The sequence below is a fragment of the Sphingobacteriales bacterium genome, assembly GCA_016719635.1.
GTDB lineage: Bacteria > Bacteroidota > Bacteroidia > Chitinophagales > JADIYW01 > JADJSS01.
This window is the reverse complement of sequence record JADJYT010000016.1, coordinates 312283-329597: the sequence shown is the minus strand read 5'-3', so window position 1 is coordinate 329597 and position 17315 is coordinate 312283. Positions and strand designations below refer to the sequence as shown.

Here is a 17315-nt window from a genome sequence, read left to right as displayed (position 1 = left end):
AACTCACCGCAGAGCAAAGGTATCAAATAGCTACCTTATTGTCAAAACAATTCAATCAAACAAGATTGCCGAATGGGATGGTAAAGAGTACGTCATGTGTCAGCAGGGAGATTGCCAGAAATAAGATGTATTCCGGCAGATATGATGCTAAGAATGTTATTACATCAGTACGCTGTGTTCAGGCATCAGATCAAGCAAAAGCATAAATACTTTACGGACTCCGTACAATTGCTGGGCGCTTCCCATCTTTTACAACAAGAGCTATCACCGGAGCGATAGTACGCCCGTCTAATGCTAGGGGTTGTACCAAAGTCAGCCATGAAACTATTTATCAATATCATTGGAAGGACAAAAAACAGGGTGGAGTACTATCAATACCTGGCTAAAAAGCAAAGATGCCCAGAAGAAACGTGGTAATAAGTCAGATTACAGAGGACAGATACCTAACAAAGTCAGTATCGAACAGCGTCCAATGCAAGGCTAATAACAGAGAACAGTTTGGAGATTTTGAAGTAGATACCATTATCGGTGCGAATCATAAAGTGCTATATTGACAATGGTAGACAGAAAACGTTGTATACCAAAATGGTCTTGATAGATGAAAAACACGCAAGTCAGGTGGCTCGCGTCAAAAAACCATAAAAACCCGATGCAATTTTCGGCCTTATTTGCACCTGTCCCTTTGACAATGGTAAGGAATTTAGCCAGACATGAAGATGTAGTTTAACAGCTCGGTGTTCAATACTTCTTTACACATCCATATTCCAAAGTTACGAATGTGGAACGGTGGAAAATACCAACGGTCTTATTCGCAGATATATTCCTAAAATCATCTTTTGAATACCTGACGCAAGAAAAAATTAAATGAAATAGAAAATAAACTCAACAACAGACCTAGAAAAAAACTCTGGCTTTATACCCCAAATGAGATAGCAAATGCTATTTTTACTAACGATAAACCTATTTTAAACAAAATTGCATTTATTACTTAGATTCAGCATTATAAAAATAAAACTATGAGATACAGTATATATTTAAACGTAGCTATTATTATAGTGTTTGCTTGTTTTATCCTGCAATTCTAATGCTTCCGAAAAAGAAAGCGTAAAATGAATACTGAAGTTACAGATGTTAAACAATCAATCATTAGCGGGAATGGAAAATAACAAAATATGTTTTTCTGAATTCTCGGCAATGGATGACAAAACAGCCGGTGAGTGGTTAACAGTATCATTTTTCAAAGATGCAATTATCCCATTTGAAAATTCCTTCCTATAAAAGAAATTTTTCCCTAACGATACGGTTTACCGCTTTGGAATATTGAGAATACAGTATTTCCTGCTAAGAAATTTTTGTCCAATATAATTCGGATGTGATAGAAATTAGGGATAACAAGTGAAAAAATCCGGTGCTTGTCAACAATAGCCCCGAAACGCCTGTAGAGAAGAAATTTTGTTTTAGATGATACCCATGTGATTATAAGATGGGATGGTGTCTTTTTCTATTTAGAAAAAGAAATTAAATGAAGAAAATCATTTGGGTTCTGATTTTTTTAAATCGACATTGATACTTAATGCTCAACCTTTATCAACCAAAAACAGGGATAGACGATTCATTGCTGATTCAAAAAGCAAAGAAATTTTGAAATATTGTAAAGCAAAGTACTACAAATTAGCTAAATACATTCACCCAACAGATGGTGCCCGCTTTTCACCTCTGGCACATGTTGTAGCAGAGTGATCAGATTTTGTTCGCTAAAGATTTTAGGAACCTAACAGAAAAACATATTTTGGGGTTACCGGGATAACTCCGAAGATTCAATAATATTATCAATACCAGACTTTTTTGATGAAATTATATTCACAGATAAAGCCCTCTTTCACAATCAAATAGAATATAATAATTTTTATGCGGACAATGATATTTCCAATAACATGGATGTTTATTACAAAAATGATGATTTTCTGGGTTTCTATTATCCAGGCGAAAAAGAACCTGATAATTTGGACTGGAAAATAGTGCGTCTTGCATTCAGAAAATATAAAACAACACATTATCTTGTAGGTATTATGTGTGAAATTTTACTAAGATAGTTCTGACGTGAAAATTGTTGGCAGTTATAATTTTGTAAACCTGTAGCGGGATTTAATAACTAAAACGGTAAACATATTTTAGGACGGATCAAATTTTACTGACATTTGAAAAGTGTATCATTTTGAATTAACATAATTGTACACAACTTGTCATTGAAATACATATTACATAGATTAATTATCAACACATTATAAAATAATGCCAGCAGCCAACACGGGTTTTTCAATTGGTGCAGGTGGCGACATTGATTTAGAAATTCATGTAGAAAAGCTTATTGATATTTTTAGAAAATAAAGCTGACACAATTGGACCCTTAAATAAAAAAAAAGGAAGAATGATCACTGCAAATATGCATACCGTTTTTCGACACCCTTCACTCAGATAGCAGGAATAAGAAAGAAAAAAACTGAAAACTAAAAAATATGGCACTGATTCATCCTCACATTAACTTCAACGGAAATGCCGAAGAAGCGTTTACGTTTTACAAATCAGTATTCGGCGGAGAGTTCGCAAAAATTATGCGTCTTAAAGACCTCTCAGGCCCTGAATTCCCCTGTAGCGGAAAATGATGCCAACAAAATTCTGCACATTGCCCTACCTGTTGGCAAGAACATTTTAATGGGCAATGACGTTCCGGAAAGCATGGGACCGGTCAGTGAGAATGAAAACCGATCTAAAATTGCTATTAGCGCAGAAAGCCGTACAGAAGCCGACGGGTTATTTTACGGACTTTCAGCAGGCGGAAGTATTGAAGTGCCGATTGCTGACAGTCCCTGGGGTTCCTATTTCGGGATGTTCAGAGATAAATTCGGTATTGAGTGGATGGTGGATTTTGACCCAACCTATAGCGGAAACGTATAAGCAAAAAACAATGCACCTATACAATTAAGTTTACTGCTAAACAGAAGCAAGATTTCTCGCTCGTGTCTCACTCGAAAGGACGGCGATGTTCATAGAATAAGCAGTCTGCACTTTATTGCACACTGTCCTTTCTACCAACAAAGAAAGAGCCTCCGCAACCAGGCTTATTTCTAAAAAGGAGGAAGATTTCTCGCTTCACTCGCAATGACGATGATGACAATAAAAAAGCGACGGTCGCTCTCTTTGGGTTCTAGGTTTCCGGACGTTTAGGAGTAGGGTTTCTATGTTTCCGGACCTTAGTTTGGTTTTTTGGTTTCTTTTCTAAGGTTGGTTTTTATGTTTCCAGCTTCAGCTGTTTGATGATGTAAAGATGCGAAAACCCGACGGAAATAAAAGATGATTTTACACCAAACGTGACATGCTTATTTTCCGATTTTTAAAAGATGAAATCCGTATCTTTTCAGCCATGATTAAAGGGATAAGCATCACCATCATTGCGGATGGCATAAAAAATGAAGAGGACAGCCGATTGTTCGCAGATACACTATTGAAAGCACTGCCCAATGAAACGCAGTACACCGCGCCCAAAGATATGCCAAATTTACGGATACGTATAAACTGGAATTCACGGTACCCACAAGTGCCCATACCACCCGGCAGGAGCAGTTGTACCATATTTGCACCTGCTGGCAGACCGTATGGCGCCCTGGCTGGTGTATTTTGACCGGAGCGGGAAACAATACCGAACTGATTTTTAACCGCGATGAACACACCCGTCTAGACTGCCCGAATTTTCTTCCATTCGCTGGGCACTCCTGCAATGGATTTATTGAGTATTTTTGAAAAGAAATTGTGTAACAACAGTTGTCTGTTTATAAAATCAACCATGACCAAATCCCGTTTGAAGCGTTCAGTGATGGTGTCATCGCCATCATCATTACCATTATGGTCCTGGAATTAAAGATTCCGCACGAGGCCACGCCCTGCCCTTTGGGAATTGGCGCCGGTCTTTATCAGTTATGTGCTGAGTTTTGTGTATGTGGGCATTTATTGGGGCAATCACCACCATTTGCTGCACACGGCGCATCGTGTAAACAGTAAACTCATCTGGTCCAATATGTGTCTTTGTTTTTTCTTTCCTGATTCCGTTCACCACGGGCTGGATGGGAGAGAATCATTTCGCCCGGATTCCGGTAGCCACCTATGCCGTCAATTTATTATCTTGCGCCATTGCCTTTTTCATTCTTCAGGCTGCCATCGCATCTGATTTGAAGCAGCACCCGACTGACAGAAGCCCTGAAGACACAGGAAAAGAAAGGCATCCTCTCACTTGTCATTTATGCCGTTTCCATCCCCTGTGCATTGTTCTTTCCGTTGGTTTCAGCGCTGTTATTGCACTCACCGCTATCATGTGGTTGGTTCCGGATAAAAATATTGAACGCGCACTGAGAGATCCTGACTGAGCAGGGGGGTATCAGAAAAAACTCCTTCTTTTTCCTTATTTTAGAGCTGTGACAGCAACAAAAACGTATTTTATCGGCGGTATCGCCTCGGATGAGCGCATCTTCAAATACCAGATGGCGGTGGTGGAAAACCCCGTTTATCTACCATTCCCGGAACACCATACCCATGATACGATGGAAACCTATGCGCAGAAATTTATTCCGCTGATGGACACCACGAAACCGTTTAACATCGTTGGAAATTCGATGGGGGTATCATGACGATGGAACTGATACGCCATGTGCGCCGAGAAGGTGGTGTTGATTTCTTCCGTGAAAAGCCGGAGCGAAATGCCGTTACTGCTGAAGCAGATGAAATTCACCAATATGCATAAACTGCTTCCCGGACAGGGTTTCATCCATTCGATTCAATTCGGGAGCATGTTCAAACGGGAGGTGCTGAAAAAACCCGGACTGCGCCATCTGGCCGTCAGTATGGCAAAAAATAACTCCCCAAGATTCGTGTAATGGTGTGTGGATGCGATTGTAAAATGGAAAAGCACGGAAGATTACAGAAAAGATATTATCCATATTCACGGAACGAAGGATGAGATGTTTCCATTCAGGAATATTAAAAACGCCATTCCGGTGGAGGGCGGCTCCCATTCCATGCTCCTGATACAGCATGATATGGTCAATAAGATTTTACAGGAACAGCTGAGTCGTTAAGCATAAACGCGTAATGTAAAACTGGAAAAATCCGGGATTATGCACTGTTGTTTTCGGAAGAAAACTCTATGATATAAATTCGAATCAGCAGCAGTAAGGATGAAACGAGCAGGGGCCCGAAAATCAGCCCGATAAATCCAAAAAGCTTCAATCCGGTAATGACACCGAATAATGTAATCAGAGGATGAATATTGGCATAGGCCTTGAGAAAGACCAGCCTCAGCAGGTTATCAATATTTAATACCACCAATGCACAGTAGACGGCGAGTCCCAGCGAATCACCCGCATTTCCATGGATATATAAAAATACCGCCAGGGGAATCCAGATCAAGCCGGAGCCGACAAAAGGTATAACGGAACAAACAGCGGTTACAAACCCCCACAACATCGGATCCTTGATGCCGAAAATGGTATAACCGATATAGGCGCAAAAACCCTGGGCAATGGCGATTACCGGTATGCCGATGGCATAGGATACCACGATGTTTTTTGTTTCTGCAGTAATCAGTTTTTTGTTTTCGGCATTCAAAGGAATGTATTTTAACAGGATCATTTCTAATTTTTGTGCATTGATCAGCAGAAAAAACAGCAGGAAGTACACGGTGGAAATATTCATGAATGCATTGAAAGCTGAATTGAGAAAATCAGGAAGATTGGAAGATACCAATGCCGGAATATTGCCCAATGATTCTTTGGAAAGTATTGTAACGCCGATGGAGGCCGAAACACGTTCTATGATTGCCTTTACGCCGGCAAACAAATCACCGGCATTCTCTGAAAAATTGTGCACCTTCGGTAATACAAAATAGGTGGCAAGGCCAAAGGGTATCAATAAAATCACAGCATCCAGAAATATTAGCAGGGTGGTTGCAAGATACTTATTCCATTTTTTCTGATAGATCAGAATGAAGAAAGGTTTTCTGTTTAAAATATATAGGGTTACTGCACCCAAAATTCCGGGCACCAGAAACTGAAGCTGTAAAAAAATAAGCAGCCCGAGCGCCACTAAAAAAAAGAAGAATGCAATTTGCCGGAACCGTTCGTTAAAAGTCTGCATGATGATCTTCCTATTTTAAATAAATAAGGGATAAAGTTTTCAGTAGCAAGATAAGCTAAAAAAATGTTTTTTTTGTTGAACTATTTACATCTAAATAATGTTAAATGCTTGTCTATATCTGTTTTTGAGGGTATAATTGCGCCGTGAAAATGCTGTTCACCTATATGATTTTATTTGCCATGACATTCATGGTGACCAATCCGTTGTATTTTTACAGTCCGGCCAGCAGTATGGCAGAAATGGCGGAAGAGGAACATCAGCAAAAAGATACCGCTAAAGAGACTAAAATTTTCCCTTACATTTCAGCAGATATAAAAAACAGGGCAATCGGCATTTTTAATGCCCTGCAAAAAAACAGACTTGCCCAATATCAGCATCTTCCAATAGATGAAGATCACTCCATGGCTGTCTATTTTCCGCCCGATGCGGCATAATCATTATTTCTTCCAATGGTTTTCCTTATAGAAGACCGTTAACTGGTCAGGGAAAAGCCTGATGATAATCATACACACACTGTAAACATCTTATTATGCAAAAATATTTCCGAACATGGAAGCAGGACCTTCCTGCCGGTATAGTCGTTTTCCTGGTGGCATTGCCGCTTTGCCTTGGTATCGCACTGGCATCCGGTGCGCCTTTTTTCTCCGGCATGATTGCCGGTATTGTAGGGGGATTGGTTGTCGCATCCATTAGTAATTCCCAACTGAGCGTCAGTGGTCCCGCTGCGGGACTGGCGGCCATTGTGCTGGTATCAATTCAACAATTGGGTGCGTTCAATGTTTTTTTACTGGCAGTCGTATTAGCCGGTATCATGCAGGTGGTATTGGGCTTTTTAAAAGCCGGAACCATCAGCAATTATTTCCCATCAAACGTCATAAAAGGTATGCTGACGGCAATCGGAATCTTAATTATTTTGAAACAGATTCCGCATGCATTTGGCTATGATGCGGATATAGAAGGAAACCTGGATTTTATACAGGCAAACGGAGAAAATACATTCACAGCACTTCTGCACCCGCTGCAGCATATCAACCTGGGCGCTACACTGATAGCGGTAACAGCCCTTGCGATCTTGATTCTTTGGGAAAAACCGTTTATTAAAAACAGAGCGGGTTTTATTCCCGGTGGTTTGGTGGCTGTAATTGTCAGTATTGTCTTAAACGAACTGTTCGTAACCACGGGCTCTTCGCTTGCCATAACTGAAAAATCACATCTGGTGAATGTGCCTATCGCCAACGGCCTGAATGAGTTTCTGGGGTTTTTCACCTTCCCTGATTTTTCACAGATTACCAATGTAAAGGTCATCACCATTGCTGCCACGATTGCAGTAGTGGCTTCAATCGAAACACTCTTAAGCATAGAGGCGGTAGACAATATTGATCCGCATAAAAGAGTCACCTCAACAAACCTGGAACTGAAGGCGCAGGGAATCGGAAATATCGTTTCCGGCCTGATAGGGGGGCTGCCCATAACCAGTGTAATTGTCAGAAGTTCTGCCAATGTGAATGCAAAAGCCGAAACAAAGGTGTCGGCCATGTTTCACAGTTTCTTATTGCTGGTGTGTGTTGCCCTGATTCCAACATTACTAAATAAAATTCCACTGGCGGCACTGGCGGCCATATTGCTCACCGTAGGTTATAAGCTGACTAAAATTTCAATATACAAAGAGATGTTTCAAAATGGAAAACACCAGTGGGTTCCGTTTATAGTCACGGTACTTGTGGTGGTGTTCACCGATTTATTGAAAGGCGTAGGCGTAGGATTGGCAGTCAGTATTTTTTATATATTAAAAGGCAACCTGAAAAACGCATATTTCTTCCACAAGGAAGACTACCATGCCGGTGATAAAATCAGGATACAGCTGGCGGAAGAAGTCTCCTTCTTAAACAAGGCAAGCATCAAGCAGACGCTGGCACACTTACCTGAAAATTCGGTTGTCACCATTGATGCGTCCAAAACAACCTATATTGATTACGATGTACTGGAATTGATAAGAAATTTCAGAGAAGTCCAGGCCAAGGAGAAAAACATCACGCCGATACTGATTGGCTTCAAAGAAGAATATAAAATCGAGAATGACATACATGTACAATCCATTCATGAATTAAAATAAGCTGAAAATGAAAACACATACAAAAGAAACCCAGATAAACACCACGCCGAGAATGGCGCTGGAAATTTTAAAAGAGGGAAATGACCGTTTTATAAAAAACTATAAGGAAAACCGGAATTTATTACAGCAGGTAAACGATACCAGAGACGGACAGTGGCCTTTTGCCACCATACTAAGCTGTATTGACAGCAGAACATCTGCCGAATTAATATTTGACCAGGGACTGGGCGACATTTTTTCGGTACGTATTGCCGGCAATATCGTAAACACGGATATACTCGGCAGTATGGAGTTTGCCTGTAAAGTAGCGGGGTCAAAATTAATTGTAGTGCTGGGGCATTCAAAATGCGGTGCGGTAAAAGGCGCGTGCGACCATGTCGAAATGGGAAATCTGACAGAGCTGTTATCTAAACTGCAACCGGCTGTTTACCAGGAAAAAGAAACCAAAAAAGACAGAACATCTGCGAACTATACGTTTGTTGAAAACGTGGCAGAAATCAATGTTAAACGTTCCGTAAAAAGCATCATCGAACGCAGTTTCATTTTAGAGCAGTTGGTTGAGAACGGAGAGATTGGCGTAGTTGGCGCCATGTATAATGTTGAAACCGGCAAAGTAGATTTTTATGATGATGTGATGTATATACGCGATGAGCAGAATATCGAATTCAGCGTAGCGGAACTAAGGCACTAATATGGACTATCTAAATCGTTAAATATGAGTCACACCAATTTTGATGAACAACATATCCTGCAGGAGCTGAAGCATTATTTGCCCACACAGACTCCGCTCAAAGATTTTATTCATCATAATTCGCTCCATGCATTCCAGGATATGAAATTTTATGATGCCATCTTTAAGGCATCTAAAATATTCGGCTATCAGGTGACCCTGCAGTTGGGGGAGTTCAGAAAACTATATGAAACCGGCAGAATCAATGATGCTGTTTTAGAAAGAATAATTGTTGAGCGGAAAGGCGCTGAGCTTCTGAACGAATGGAAACAAAATGTGTTGTTCAAGAATTACAATGAGACCATCACACCCAGAATCGGTGTGCTGAGAAGCCAATGGAAAGAACAATACAGGATTGACATCAATAATTTGGTGCAGCCGCTTTTATTCCGTGTGCTGGCCAGTTATTTAGATCAGGGAATTTCTATCTGGGAGTTTCCGCTAGACCCCAAAGGGTTTCTGGCGTCCCTGACGGCACTGGAGAAGAATAGTTTTTCCAGCTTATTTAAGACCAAGCGTGCAAAACAATTGCTGCAGGAGCAGCCAACAATTACAGACTTATTAAAGTTGATTGTCGGTGATGAAGCATATTTTAACCAGTATCTCTTTGACCAGCAATTCAGCCATCGAGGCTGGTCGGGAATGGCCGCTACGGTGGAAGAGAAACCGGACACCTTGTTTGATACCAAAATAATTTCATTAAGGGACATAATCATTTTTGAGCTTTTACTTGAAATTGATGCCCTGGATTACAATTTGGGAAAAAAGTGGCAACCCATAACCGCCGCGATTGTTCAGCCCCCTCAGGACCTATTTACAGATGTGCCCATCGGCCAGCTGCAGGAGGTTTTTAGAATATGGCAGGATGCGTTCGAATGGAGTTATTATGATGTCGTATTGTCCGGTATTCAAATCAACAGTCAGACACAGAAAAAGCCGATTCAGAAAAAAAGCTTTCAGGCTATTTTCTGTATCGATGAAAGAGAGTGTTCCATAAGAAGGAATCTGGAATCATCAGACCCGGAATGTGAAACACTGGGTTGTCCCGGTTTCTTTGGCGTGGAATTTTATTTTCAGCCCCAGGGTGCCAGGTTTTATGATAAGTTATGTCCTGCGCCGGTCACGCCGAAGTATCTGATAAAAGAAATCAACGTAAAAAGAAGTCATCAGCACGAGGCATTGTATACACACCAAACGCATACTTTTTTAACGGGCTATTTAAGTACGTTTATACTTGGATTCTGGTCGGCAGTTCGGTTGCTCCAGCAATTGTTTACACCCAAAATGAGTCCGGCCATTTCCAATGCATTTGCCCACATGCACAAGGAAGCTCAGCTTACGATAGAAAATAAACAACCGGGCGATATTGAAAACAATTTACAGATTGGATTTACAATCGATGAAATGGCAGTCCGGGTGGAGGGTTTGTTAAGAGGTATCGGACTGAAAGCTGATTTTGCACCGCTTGTCTATGTCGTTGGCCATGGCTCCAGCAGTGCTAACAACCCGCACCACGGTGCACATGATTGCGGAGCGTGCAGCGGCCGGCCCGGCTCGGTAAATGCTCGTGTTTTTGCATTTATGGCAAATCATCCGAAAGTCCGGGAACGTTTAAGAAATAACGGAATTGATATTCCGGAAACCACCCGGTTTATTGGTGCACTGCATGATACTGCTGCAGACCAGATAGAATATTACGATGATGAAAATCTAAGTGAGCTGAATCAGATACAACATAAGAAGAATAGGGCTTCATTTGAACAGGCACTTGATTTGAACGCGAAAGAACGTTCGCGGCGATTTGCCTCCATTAATACGAAACAGGATGTTAAAAAGGTTCGAAAGGCAATCCTGGATCGTTCGGTTTCTTTGTTTGAGCCACGACCTGAATTAGGCCATGGCACCAACACCCTTTGCATTGTGGGGGAACGGAAAATTACAAAAGGCTTGTTTTTAGACCGCCGCGCCTTTCTGAATTCATACAACTATAAAACAGACCCGACAGGTGATTTGCTGGCTGGTGTGATGCGGCCCCTCGGCCCCGTTTGCGGAGGGATTAATCTGGAGTATTACTTTTCGCGGGTGGATAATCAGAAGCTGGGTGCCGGGACCAAATTACCGCACAATGTAATGGGTCTGTTTGGGGTTGCCAACAGCAGCGACGGAGACTTACGTCCTGGGTTGCCGTGGCAGATGATAGAAGTTCATGACCCCGTTCGTTTATTTATCATTGTGGAGCATTATCCTGAAATCGTTCTGAAAACAATACAATCTTCGCCGGAGATGTACGAATGGTTTATCCATGAATGGGTGCATGTTGCGGCCATCCATCCGGAAACAAATGACATTTACTATTTTAAGGAAGGAGCCTTTAGGTTGTATCAGCCGTTTGATAATAAGATTGGAACCACCAACGATATTCATGCCCTGATTGAAAATGCACAAGAAATGGAATCGAATCATATTGTTCACGCCACAAAAGAAAACATGCCGGTTTATCTGCATAAATAATTATATGGAACACTTACTTCAGTTATTTATCTATCTGCCGCTGCTGGCGTTTTTACTGAGCCTGTTTATTAATAAAAACAGTGAAAGGCCTATTGCCACCATCGCCATCGCATCCATTAGTGTACATTTAATGATACTGATTGTCATAACAGCCTTATGGATATGGAATAGCTTTACTACCATAGACATCAAACACCTCGTACTTTATAAATCTAAACACTTTGAGTTTTTTATAAATTTTTATTATGATGTTACCACGGCCGCTTATGCAATGGTTGGCTCTGTCGTTTCCTTGTCGGTAACCGTCTTCAGTAAATATTATATGCATCGGGACGAAGGATACAAACGGTTTTTCAATACATTGTTATTCTTTTATCTTGGGTATAACTTTGTCATCTTTTCGGGAAACTTTGAGACGTTATTTATCGGCTGGGAAATATTGGGCATTACTTCCTTTTTGTTGATTGCATTTTACCGTGACAGGTACCTGCCGGTAAAAAATGGATTAAAGGTTATTTCTCTCTATCGGCTTGGAGATGTTTGTTTAATAGTTGCCATGTGGATGGCACACCACATCTTTCATAAAAACATCACGTTCCATGAACTTCATACGGCCGGATTCCTGGATGAGGTTCTGTTGCAGCATCCGGTTTATATACAAACCATGTGCCTGTTAATCGTCGTTGCTGTTTCCATCAAGTCAGCACAGCTTCCTTTTTCGTCCTGGCTGGCCAGGGCCATGGAGGGTCCCACTGTTTCGAGTGCCATTTTTTATGGCTCCCTTTCGGTGCATCTGGGTGTTTTCTTATTAATCAGAACCTATCCGTTATGGGAAGATAATTTTGGAATTAAATTGTTGCTGGTTGCAATAGGTTTGTTTACAAGCATCATTGCTTCCGGCATTTCAAGCGTACAATCTTCTGTGAAGACACAAATTGCCTATTCGTCCATTACTCAGATTGGAATCATGTTTATAGAGGTGGCCCTGGGGCTGCATATACTGGCCTTGCTGCATTTTGCGGGAAATGCATTTCTCCGAACCTACCAGCTGCTCGTTTCGCCTTCGGTGCTGAGTTATTTAATCCACGATATGGTCTTTAGTTATAGTCCGGCACAATCTGCTTCGGAGCATACCTTTATGGCAAAGATAAAAAACACTGTCTTTTTGTTGAATGTAAGGGAGTGGAATGTTGATCAATATTTATACCGCATCTTGTGGCAACCCTTTAAATGGATTGGAAACACATTTAAATTCCTGGATAAGACCAGCAGCCTGGTGGCGGTGGGTGTGTTCTATTTCATAGGCCTGTTTGGGTTGCTCTTTGAGGGATATCTGCCGGCTGTTGTTGTTTTATATTTAGATGTTTCCTACGCGGTTTTAGCCTTTATCTTTATTGTAAAGGCATTTACCGAAAGAGACGACGCCATCAGGGCGTGGTTATATATCATTGCCAGTCAGCTGTTGATAGCCCTGGCCATATCAATGAATGAGCATATTAATTTTATGCATATTGCCTTATACCTGAGCGGCATATTGCTTGCTGCCATTTCCGGATTGATCTGTCTGTTGAAGATAAAGGCAATTGATAATGACATTTCATTAAATTATTTTCATGGCTATGCACACGAGCGGAAAGGAGTTGCGGCATTGTTTCTGCTGAGTTGTCTGGCGTTGCTTGGATTTCCTTTCACGCCAACGTTTATCGGAATTGATTTGCTGTTTACGTATATACACACCCATGAAACGCTGTTAATTATAAGCATAGCATTAGGATTTATCTTAATTGAAGTTGCTGTCCTCCGAATATATGCACGTATCTTTTTGGGTCAGCACAAAAAAGCGTATCATCCGATAGCCTACAGGTCCTCTTAGTTTTTGCAGACAGAAGGATTGTTATGATGAAACAAATAAAAAACACAGCACGAGATATTGAAAGCGTACGGAATATGTCTGACCGGATAAAGAAAATAAGTTTTATGGGATATTTTTTCCTATTTGTGTGTGTGGCGGGCAGTTGGGCACCCAGCTCGGCTGTCCGCGTTTTTATGTGCGGCAATAAATCTGACGCTTTTTCGTTTCACCAATCAGTGTGTTTTCGGCCATAAGTAAAAAATTAATCATGAAACAATCGTCAGAAGCAATCATCGGGATCTTTAAAAACTATACGATAAAAGATATTGTCATCAACCAGTATAAATCCCTGCAGGACCACCACACCATTAAGGATGCGATAAAGATGATACTGTCTACTCAAAATAAGATGATACTCATTTATCATAAAACAACCATGATTGGTGTTTTGACAAAAAAACACATAGTCAGGGCTTTGCGAAAAGACGATGAAAATGCATCGATTACAAAGTATATGCACAAGGCGCTGGCCTTTGCCGACGCAGGTTTAGATCTTTTAACTGCCAGGCAGCTGCTGGCCAATACTGCCGAACACATACTGATAGTAAAAGAAGATAATCAGATTATAGGAATAATTGACAAAGATAATGTGGATGAACTTGTTTCATTTGTCACAGCCAAAAAGAGAGCGATAAATTTATAGCTTCCTGGTAAAAGGCAGTATGTATTTTACCTTTTTCTTTTTCCCTGCCTCCATAGCCGGATCAAATGCGGGGAATTTTGTTATGGCAAGATAAACAGGATCTTCACAAACCTTGCAATTGGATTTTACCTTATTGATTTCAGATATCCTGCCTTTTTCATCCACAATAAATGAAAAGAACACGCGTATTAATTTCGTTGTATCGCTCAGCGGTGTTTCTTTCGGAAGGATAACGTTTTTATTCAGGTATTTCATCAAAGCGGCTGCACCCCCCGGAAATTCGGCATTTTTATAACCTCTTCCGGTTTTATCGTAATTATTTAAGATTGAATCTGCTTTTTGCAGGAAATTCAACTTAAAGAGGGAGTCCAGGATACTCTTGGCGGATTTATTATAACAACTGATGAAGGAAGGCAAAGGATAGCCTTTCGGGCAAGACGTTTTGGTGTATTTGTCCTTGTCAATCGTAATGAAATTATATTGTTGTTGCATGTTTTTATTCACGAGGTAAAAACCGGCTTCTTTGGTGGATTTCCACCTTGCCAGGAAAGAGTCAATGGCGGGCTGGCAATTGACAGCCGGAAAGGTTATATTTTTGGATGTATCAGTTTGACCTGTGCCATTGGTTGCCGCGAGGGCTTTTATAAAGAAAGAAACAAGGAGGGCTGATAGATAGATTTTATTCATAGGACAGGCATTAACGGACAGCAATACAGGAAATTTCAATATTCGCATTTTTGGGTAATACACTTACTTCCACGGTTTCTCTGGCCGGCGGATTGGTTTTAAAATATCTGCCATACACTTCATTCACCTTTGGGAAATCGTGCATGTCGGATAAGAAGATGGAACATTTCACCACATTGGAAAAATCCATCTCGGCGGCATGCAGGATTGCCTTCAGGTTTTCCATCACCTGAACGGTTTCGTCTTCAATCCCGTTTTTAATTAATGTCCCGGAAAACGGATCTAAAGGAATCTGCCCGGAAACAAACAGCATTCCACTGATATATACGGCCTGAGAATAAGGACCTATCGGTTCGGGAGCATCATCCGTGTAAATTATTTTTCTCGCCATAAAAGGGTCAGAGTTTTTTGTTACAACAAGGTATATCCTTCAAAATTAGGAAAAACGATTGTTATGAAATGTAAATGTTTCTTAAATAAAACGTCACACTTAAATACAGAAACTACTTTCCTTCTTTCTTTCTGTACACTTCATCGACAAACCACATCTCGTTCTTGTAAATAAAATCGACGATGGCATTTTTGGTAGGCTCGTCATATTTTGAAAAAATACTGTAGCCCCTTTGCAGCAACTCCTTGCCCAGTTTAATACCATCTATATCCGCCTGCGGAAAAACCTCCGGTTTGTGTTCCATCGTTTCTATCACATGCTGCAAAATGTCCAGTGTTTTTTTCAGCAATACGGTATTCACCATCGCGCCGAACAGGCTCCTGACATCATGGATAAATTTTTCGATATCTTCCCGGGGCAACTGATAAAGGGTTTCTTCAAAATCCTCATCTGTCATGGGCGGTATGATGCCATTTTTATTAGCTATGGCAGCCATGGACTGTTCAAAGTTTTTGGCACCCATAAATGAGTTCAGTGAATCCATGCCGGCCCGCAGCGCCTGCATGAAGTGACGCCCGAATTTGAAAAGGGCCCTGGCCATATCGCCGAATAAACCCCAGATTTTACGGGGAGAATGCACATAATCCGCCAAATCTTTAAATGCCGTTTCCAGCTTTTTGCGCTCAGAAGCATGCGGATAAATCGTGTCGAGAAAATAGGTTTTGATTTCCTCAATGACATCTTCCGTTATAGATGGCGGCAAATCGAATCGTTGTTTTAAATCACTGTACACATATCGATTTTCAATCATCTCCCGGAACTTATTAATGATGTGTTCGTCGGTGGTTTGCATGTTGTAAAGTTAAATGATAATAACACAACTAAAAGAATTTTATACCCAAAAATTAATGAAAACACATCTCCATGAAAACCATTAAAATAAAAAAATGTGGTTTTCCGCCATAAAAGGCAGCATAAAAATATTAATATTTGTAGTACATTTAGTTCAACCGAAAAACGAACAGTATGAAAAATCCACCTTCCATTACGTTTAAGGCAACTGCCGTTTTGGCTATTGTTTTAATGGTATTTGCCTGCACCAAAGAATCAACACCTTCCCTTATTGACGAACTGGCCAAAAGCAACTGGCGCAAAGCCAGTATCCTTGTTTCAACAGATTCCGTTATTGATACGATTCCGGTAGTAGACATACTAACCTCTAAGCCGGATTGTGCGAAAGATAATATCTGGAAATTCAATGCCGTGACCAATACATTCCAGCTAGATGAAGGCCCGACAAAATGCAATGTTTTAGATCCGGACATTAAAGATCAGGGAATCATTGAAGAACAAAACGGTGGTGAGCTGCTTAGGGTGGCAGGAACCGGAACGAATGAAATATGGGAAATCGAATCCAGAACAACGGAGGCGTTCCGGGTCAGCTATTTTGCCCGTACAGCAGCCAATAAACAGGCGAAGTTCCGGGTGGTGTTTGAAAAGATTTAGTCTTTCAGCAATCCCTTTTCAAGAGCAATCTTTACCAGTCCGGCGGCATTTTTCACCCCGAGTTTGCTGATGAGATTCATGCGGTGCGTTTCCACCGTACTGACACTCAGAAACAGCGTATCCGCAATTTCCTGCGTGGTTTTTTCATCCACGATGAGCTGCAGAATTTCCTTTTCACGGCGGGTAAGTTTGGGAATATAGGAGTTGTCTTTCTTTTGTCCCATGGCATCTTTGAGCAGTAAATCCTGTACGCTTTTCTGGATATACTGCTGTCCGTTCACAACGGCATTTGCCGCATCCAGAAATTCAGTTTCGGTGGCATCTTTTAATAAATAACCATCGGCACCGTTGCGCAGGGCTGTTTTGGCCAGCGCCGTTTCCTCAAAGGAGGTAAGCATGATGATTTTAATGGATGGATTTTTCTTTTTGATGACCTTAATGGCCTCCAGTCCGTCATCGCCCTTGATGTTGATGTCCAAAAATAACACCTGAGGAGGCGTGCCGTTTAATGCTTCCAGTCCATCCGTCAAATTATTGATTGCAAAAAGCACATCGTAATCTTCTTGCTGTTTAAACAGCATGCTCACACCCTGGAGCACAATTCCGTGATCATCTATAATGCCAACTGTCATCATGGTT

Annotated in this window: 16 protein-coding genes and 2 pseudogenes; 13 read left to right on the top strand and 5 right to left on the bottom strand. The window is 41.1% G+C overall.

What is annotated here, in order from left to right; translation table 11 throughout:
* The first annotated feature begins 2516 nt into the window (after positions 1 to 2516).
* From IPM95_16210 to IPM95_16185, 6 genes and pseudogenes are all read left to right on the top strand, one after another.
* Positions 2517 to 2955: pseudogene (locus tag IPM95_16210) on the top strand (VOC family protein).
* Positions 2956 to 3373: 418 nt separating this feature from the next.
* Complete coding sequence (locus IPM95_16205; GenBank protein ID MBK9330800.1) at positions 3374 to 3679, top strand: hypothetical protein; 306 nt, start codon at positions 3374 to 3376, stop codon at positions 3677 to 3679.
* 221 nt (positions 3680 to 3900) lie between these two features.
* Positions 3901 to 4418 (top strand): annotated as a pseudogene (locus IPM95_16200) (DUF1211 domain-containing protein).
* A gap of 48 nt (positions 4419 to 4466) precedes the next feature.
* Complete coding sequence (locus IPM95_16195; protein MBK9330799.1) at positions 4467 to 4679, top strand: hypothetical protein; 213 nt, start codon at positions 4467 to 4469, stop codon at positions 4677 to 4679.
* A gap of 18 nt (positions 4680 to 4697) precedes the next feature.
* On the top strand, positions 4698 to 4925 hold the full coding sequence (locus IPM95_16190) for a hypothetical protein (GenBank protein MBK9330798.1): 228 nt from the start codon (positions 4698 to 4700) through the stop codon (positions 4923 to 4925).
* 6 nt (positions 4926 to 4931) lie between these two features.
* Entirely contained in the window at positions 4932 to 5126 is a 195-nt protein-coding gene (locus tag IPM95_16185; GenBank protein MBK9330797.1) for a hypothetical protein, read from the top strand.
* 37 nt (positions 5127 to 5163) lie between these two features.
* On the opposite strand, the gene IPM95_16180 is transcribed toward IPM95_16185, so the two are convergent.
* Complete coding sequence (locus IPM95_16180; protein ID MBK9330796.1) at positions 5164 to 6183, bottom strand: AI-2E family transporter; 1020 nt, start codon at positions 6181 to 6183, stop codon at positions 5164 to 5166.
* A 143-nt stretch (positions 6184 to 6326) separates the two neighbouring features.
* Between IPM95_16180 and IPM95_16175 the strand changes: the two genes are divergently transcribed.
* The 6 genes from IPM95_16175 (at position 6327) to IPM95_16150 (ending at position 14092) form a co-directional block, all read left to right on the top strand.
* On the top strand, positions 6327 to 6617 hold the full coding sequence (locus IPM95_16175) for a hypothetical protein (GenBank protein ID MBK9330795.1): 291 nt from the start codon (positions 6327 to 6329) through the stop codon (positions 6615 to 6617).
* 95 nt (positions 6618 to 6712) lie between these two features.
* Positions 6713 to 8296: a SulP family inorganic anion transporter gene (locus IPM95_16170; GenBank protein MBK9330794.1), complete on the top strand. Its 1584-nt coding sequence runs from the start codon at positions 6713 to 6715 to the stop codon at positions 8294 to 8296.
* Positions 8297 to 8303: 7 nt separating this feature from the next.
* Positions 8304 to 8987 carry a carbonic anhydrase gene (locus IPM95_16165; protein ID MBK9330793.1) on the top strand — a complete coding sequence of 228 codons (684 nt, stop codon included), beginning with the start codon at positions 8304 to 8306 and terminating at the stop codon, positions 8985 to 8987.
* Between the two features lie 24 nt (positions 8988 to 9011).
* Complete coding sequence (locus IPM95_16160; protein MBK9330792.1) at positions 9012 to 11537, top strand: DUF2309 domain-containing protein; 2526 nt, start codon at positions 9012 to 9014, stop codon at positions 11535 to 11537.
* Between the two features lie 4 nt (positions 11538 to 11541).
* The gene (locus IPM95_16155; GenBank protein MBK9330791.1) at positions 11542 to 13410 is read left to right on the top strand and encodes a hypothetical protein; all 1869 of its coding nucleotides are present in this window, start codon (positions 11542 to 11544) and stop codon (positions 13408 to 13410) included.
* A gap of 247 nt (positions 13411 to 13657) precedes the next feature.
* Complete coding sequence (locus IPM95_16150) at positions 13658 to 14092, top strand: CBS domain-containing protein (protein ID MBK9330790.1); 435 nt, start codon at positions 13658 to 13660, stop codon at positions 14090 to 14092.
* On the opposite strand, the gene IPM95_16145 is transcribed toward IPM95_16150, so the two are convergent.
* The 3 genes from IPM95_16145 to IPM95_16135 form a co-directional block, all read right to left on the bottom strand.
* The gene (locus IPM95_16145) at positions 14087 to 14779 is read right to left on the bottom strand and encodes a hypothetical protein (GenBank protein MBK9330789.1); all 693 of its coding nucleotides are present in this window, start codon (positions 14777 to 14779) and stop codon (positions 14087 to 14089) included. The two genes, IPM95_16150 and IPM95_16145, sit on opposite strands and share 6 nt — an antisense overlap.
* A gap of 10 nt (positions 14780 to 14789) precedes the next feature.
* Positions 14790 to 15170, bottom strand: coding sequence for a RidA family protein (locus IPM95_16140; protein ID MBK9330788.1), 381 nt, complete (start codon positions 15168 to 15170; stop codon positions 14790 to 14792).
* Between the two features lie 112 nt (positions 15171 to 15282).
* Positions 15283 to 16023: a hypothetical protein gene (locus tag IPM95_16135; GenBank protein MBK9330787.1), complete on the bottom strand. Its 741-nt coding sequence runs from the start codon at positions 16021 to 16023 to the stop codon at positions 15283 to 15285.
* 173 nt (positions 16024 to 16196) lie between these two features.
* Here IPM95_16135 and IPM95_16130 point away from each other — a divergent pair, with 173 nt between their 5' ends.
* Positions 16197 to 16676 carry a hypothetical protein gene (locus IPM95_16130; protein ID MBK9330786.1) on the top strand — a complete coding sequence of 160 codons (480 nt, stop codon included), beginning with the start codon at positions 16197 to 16199 and terminating at the stop codon, positions 16674 to 16676.
* Here IPM95_16130 and IPM95_16125 read toward each other — a convergent pair.
* Positions 16673 to 17311, bottom strand: a complete 639-nt coding sequence (locus IPM95_16125; GenBank protein MBK9330785.1) for a response regulator transcription factor — start codon at positions 17309 to 17311, stop codon at positions 16673 to 16675. The two genes, IPM95_16130 and IPM95_16125, sit on opposite strands and share 4 nt — an antisense overlap.
* Between the last annotated feature and the right edge of the window lie 4 nt (positions 17312 to 17315).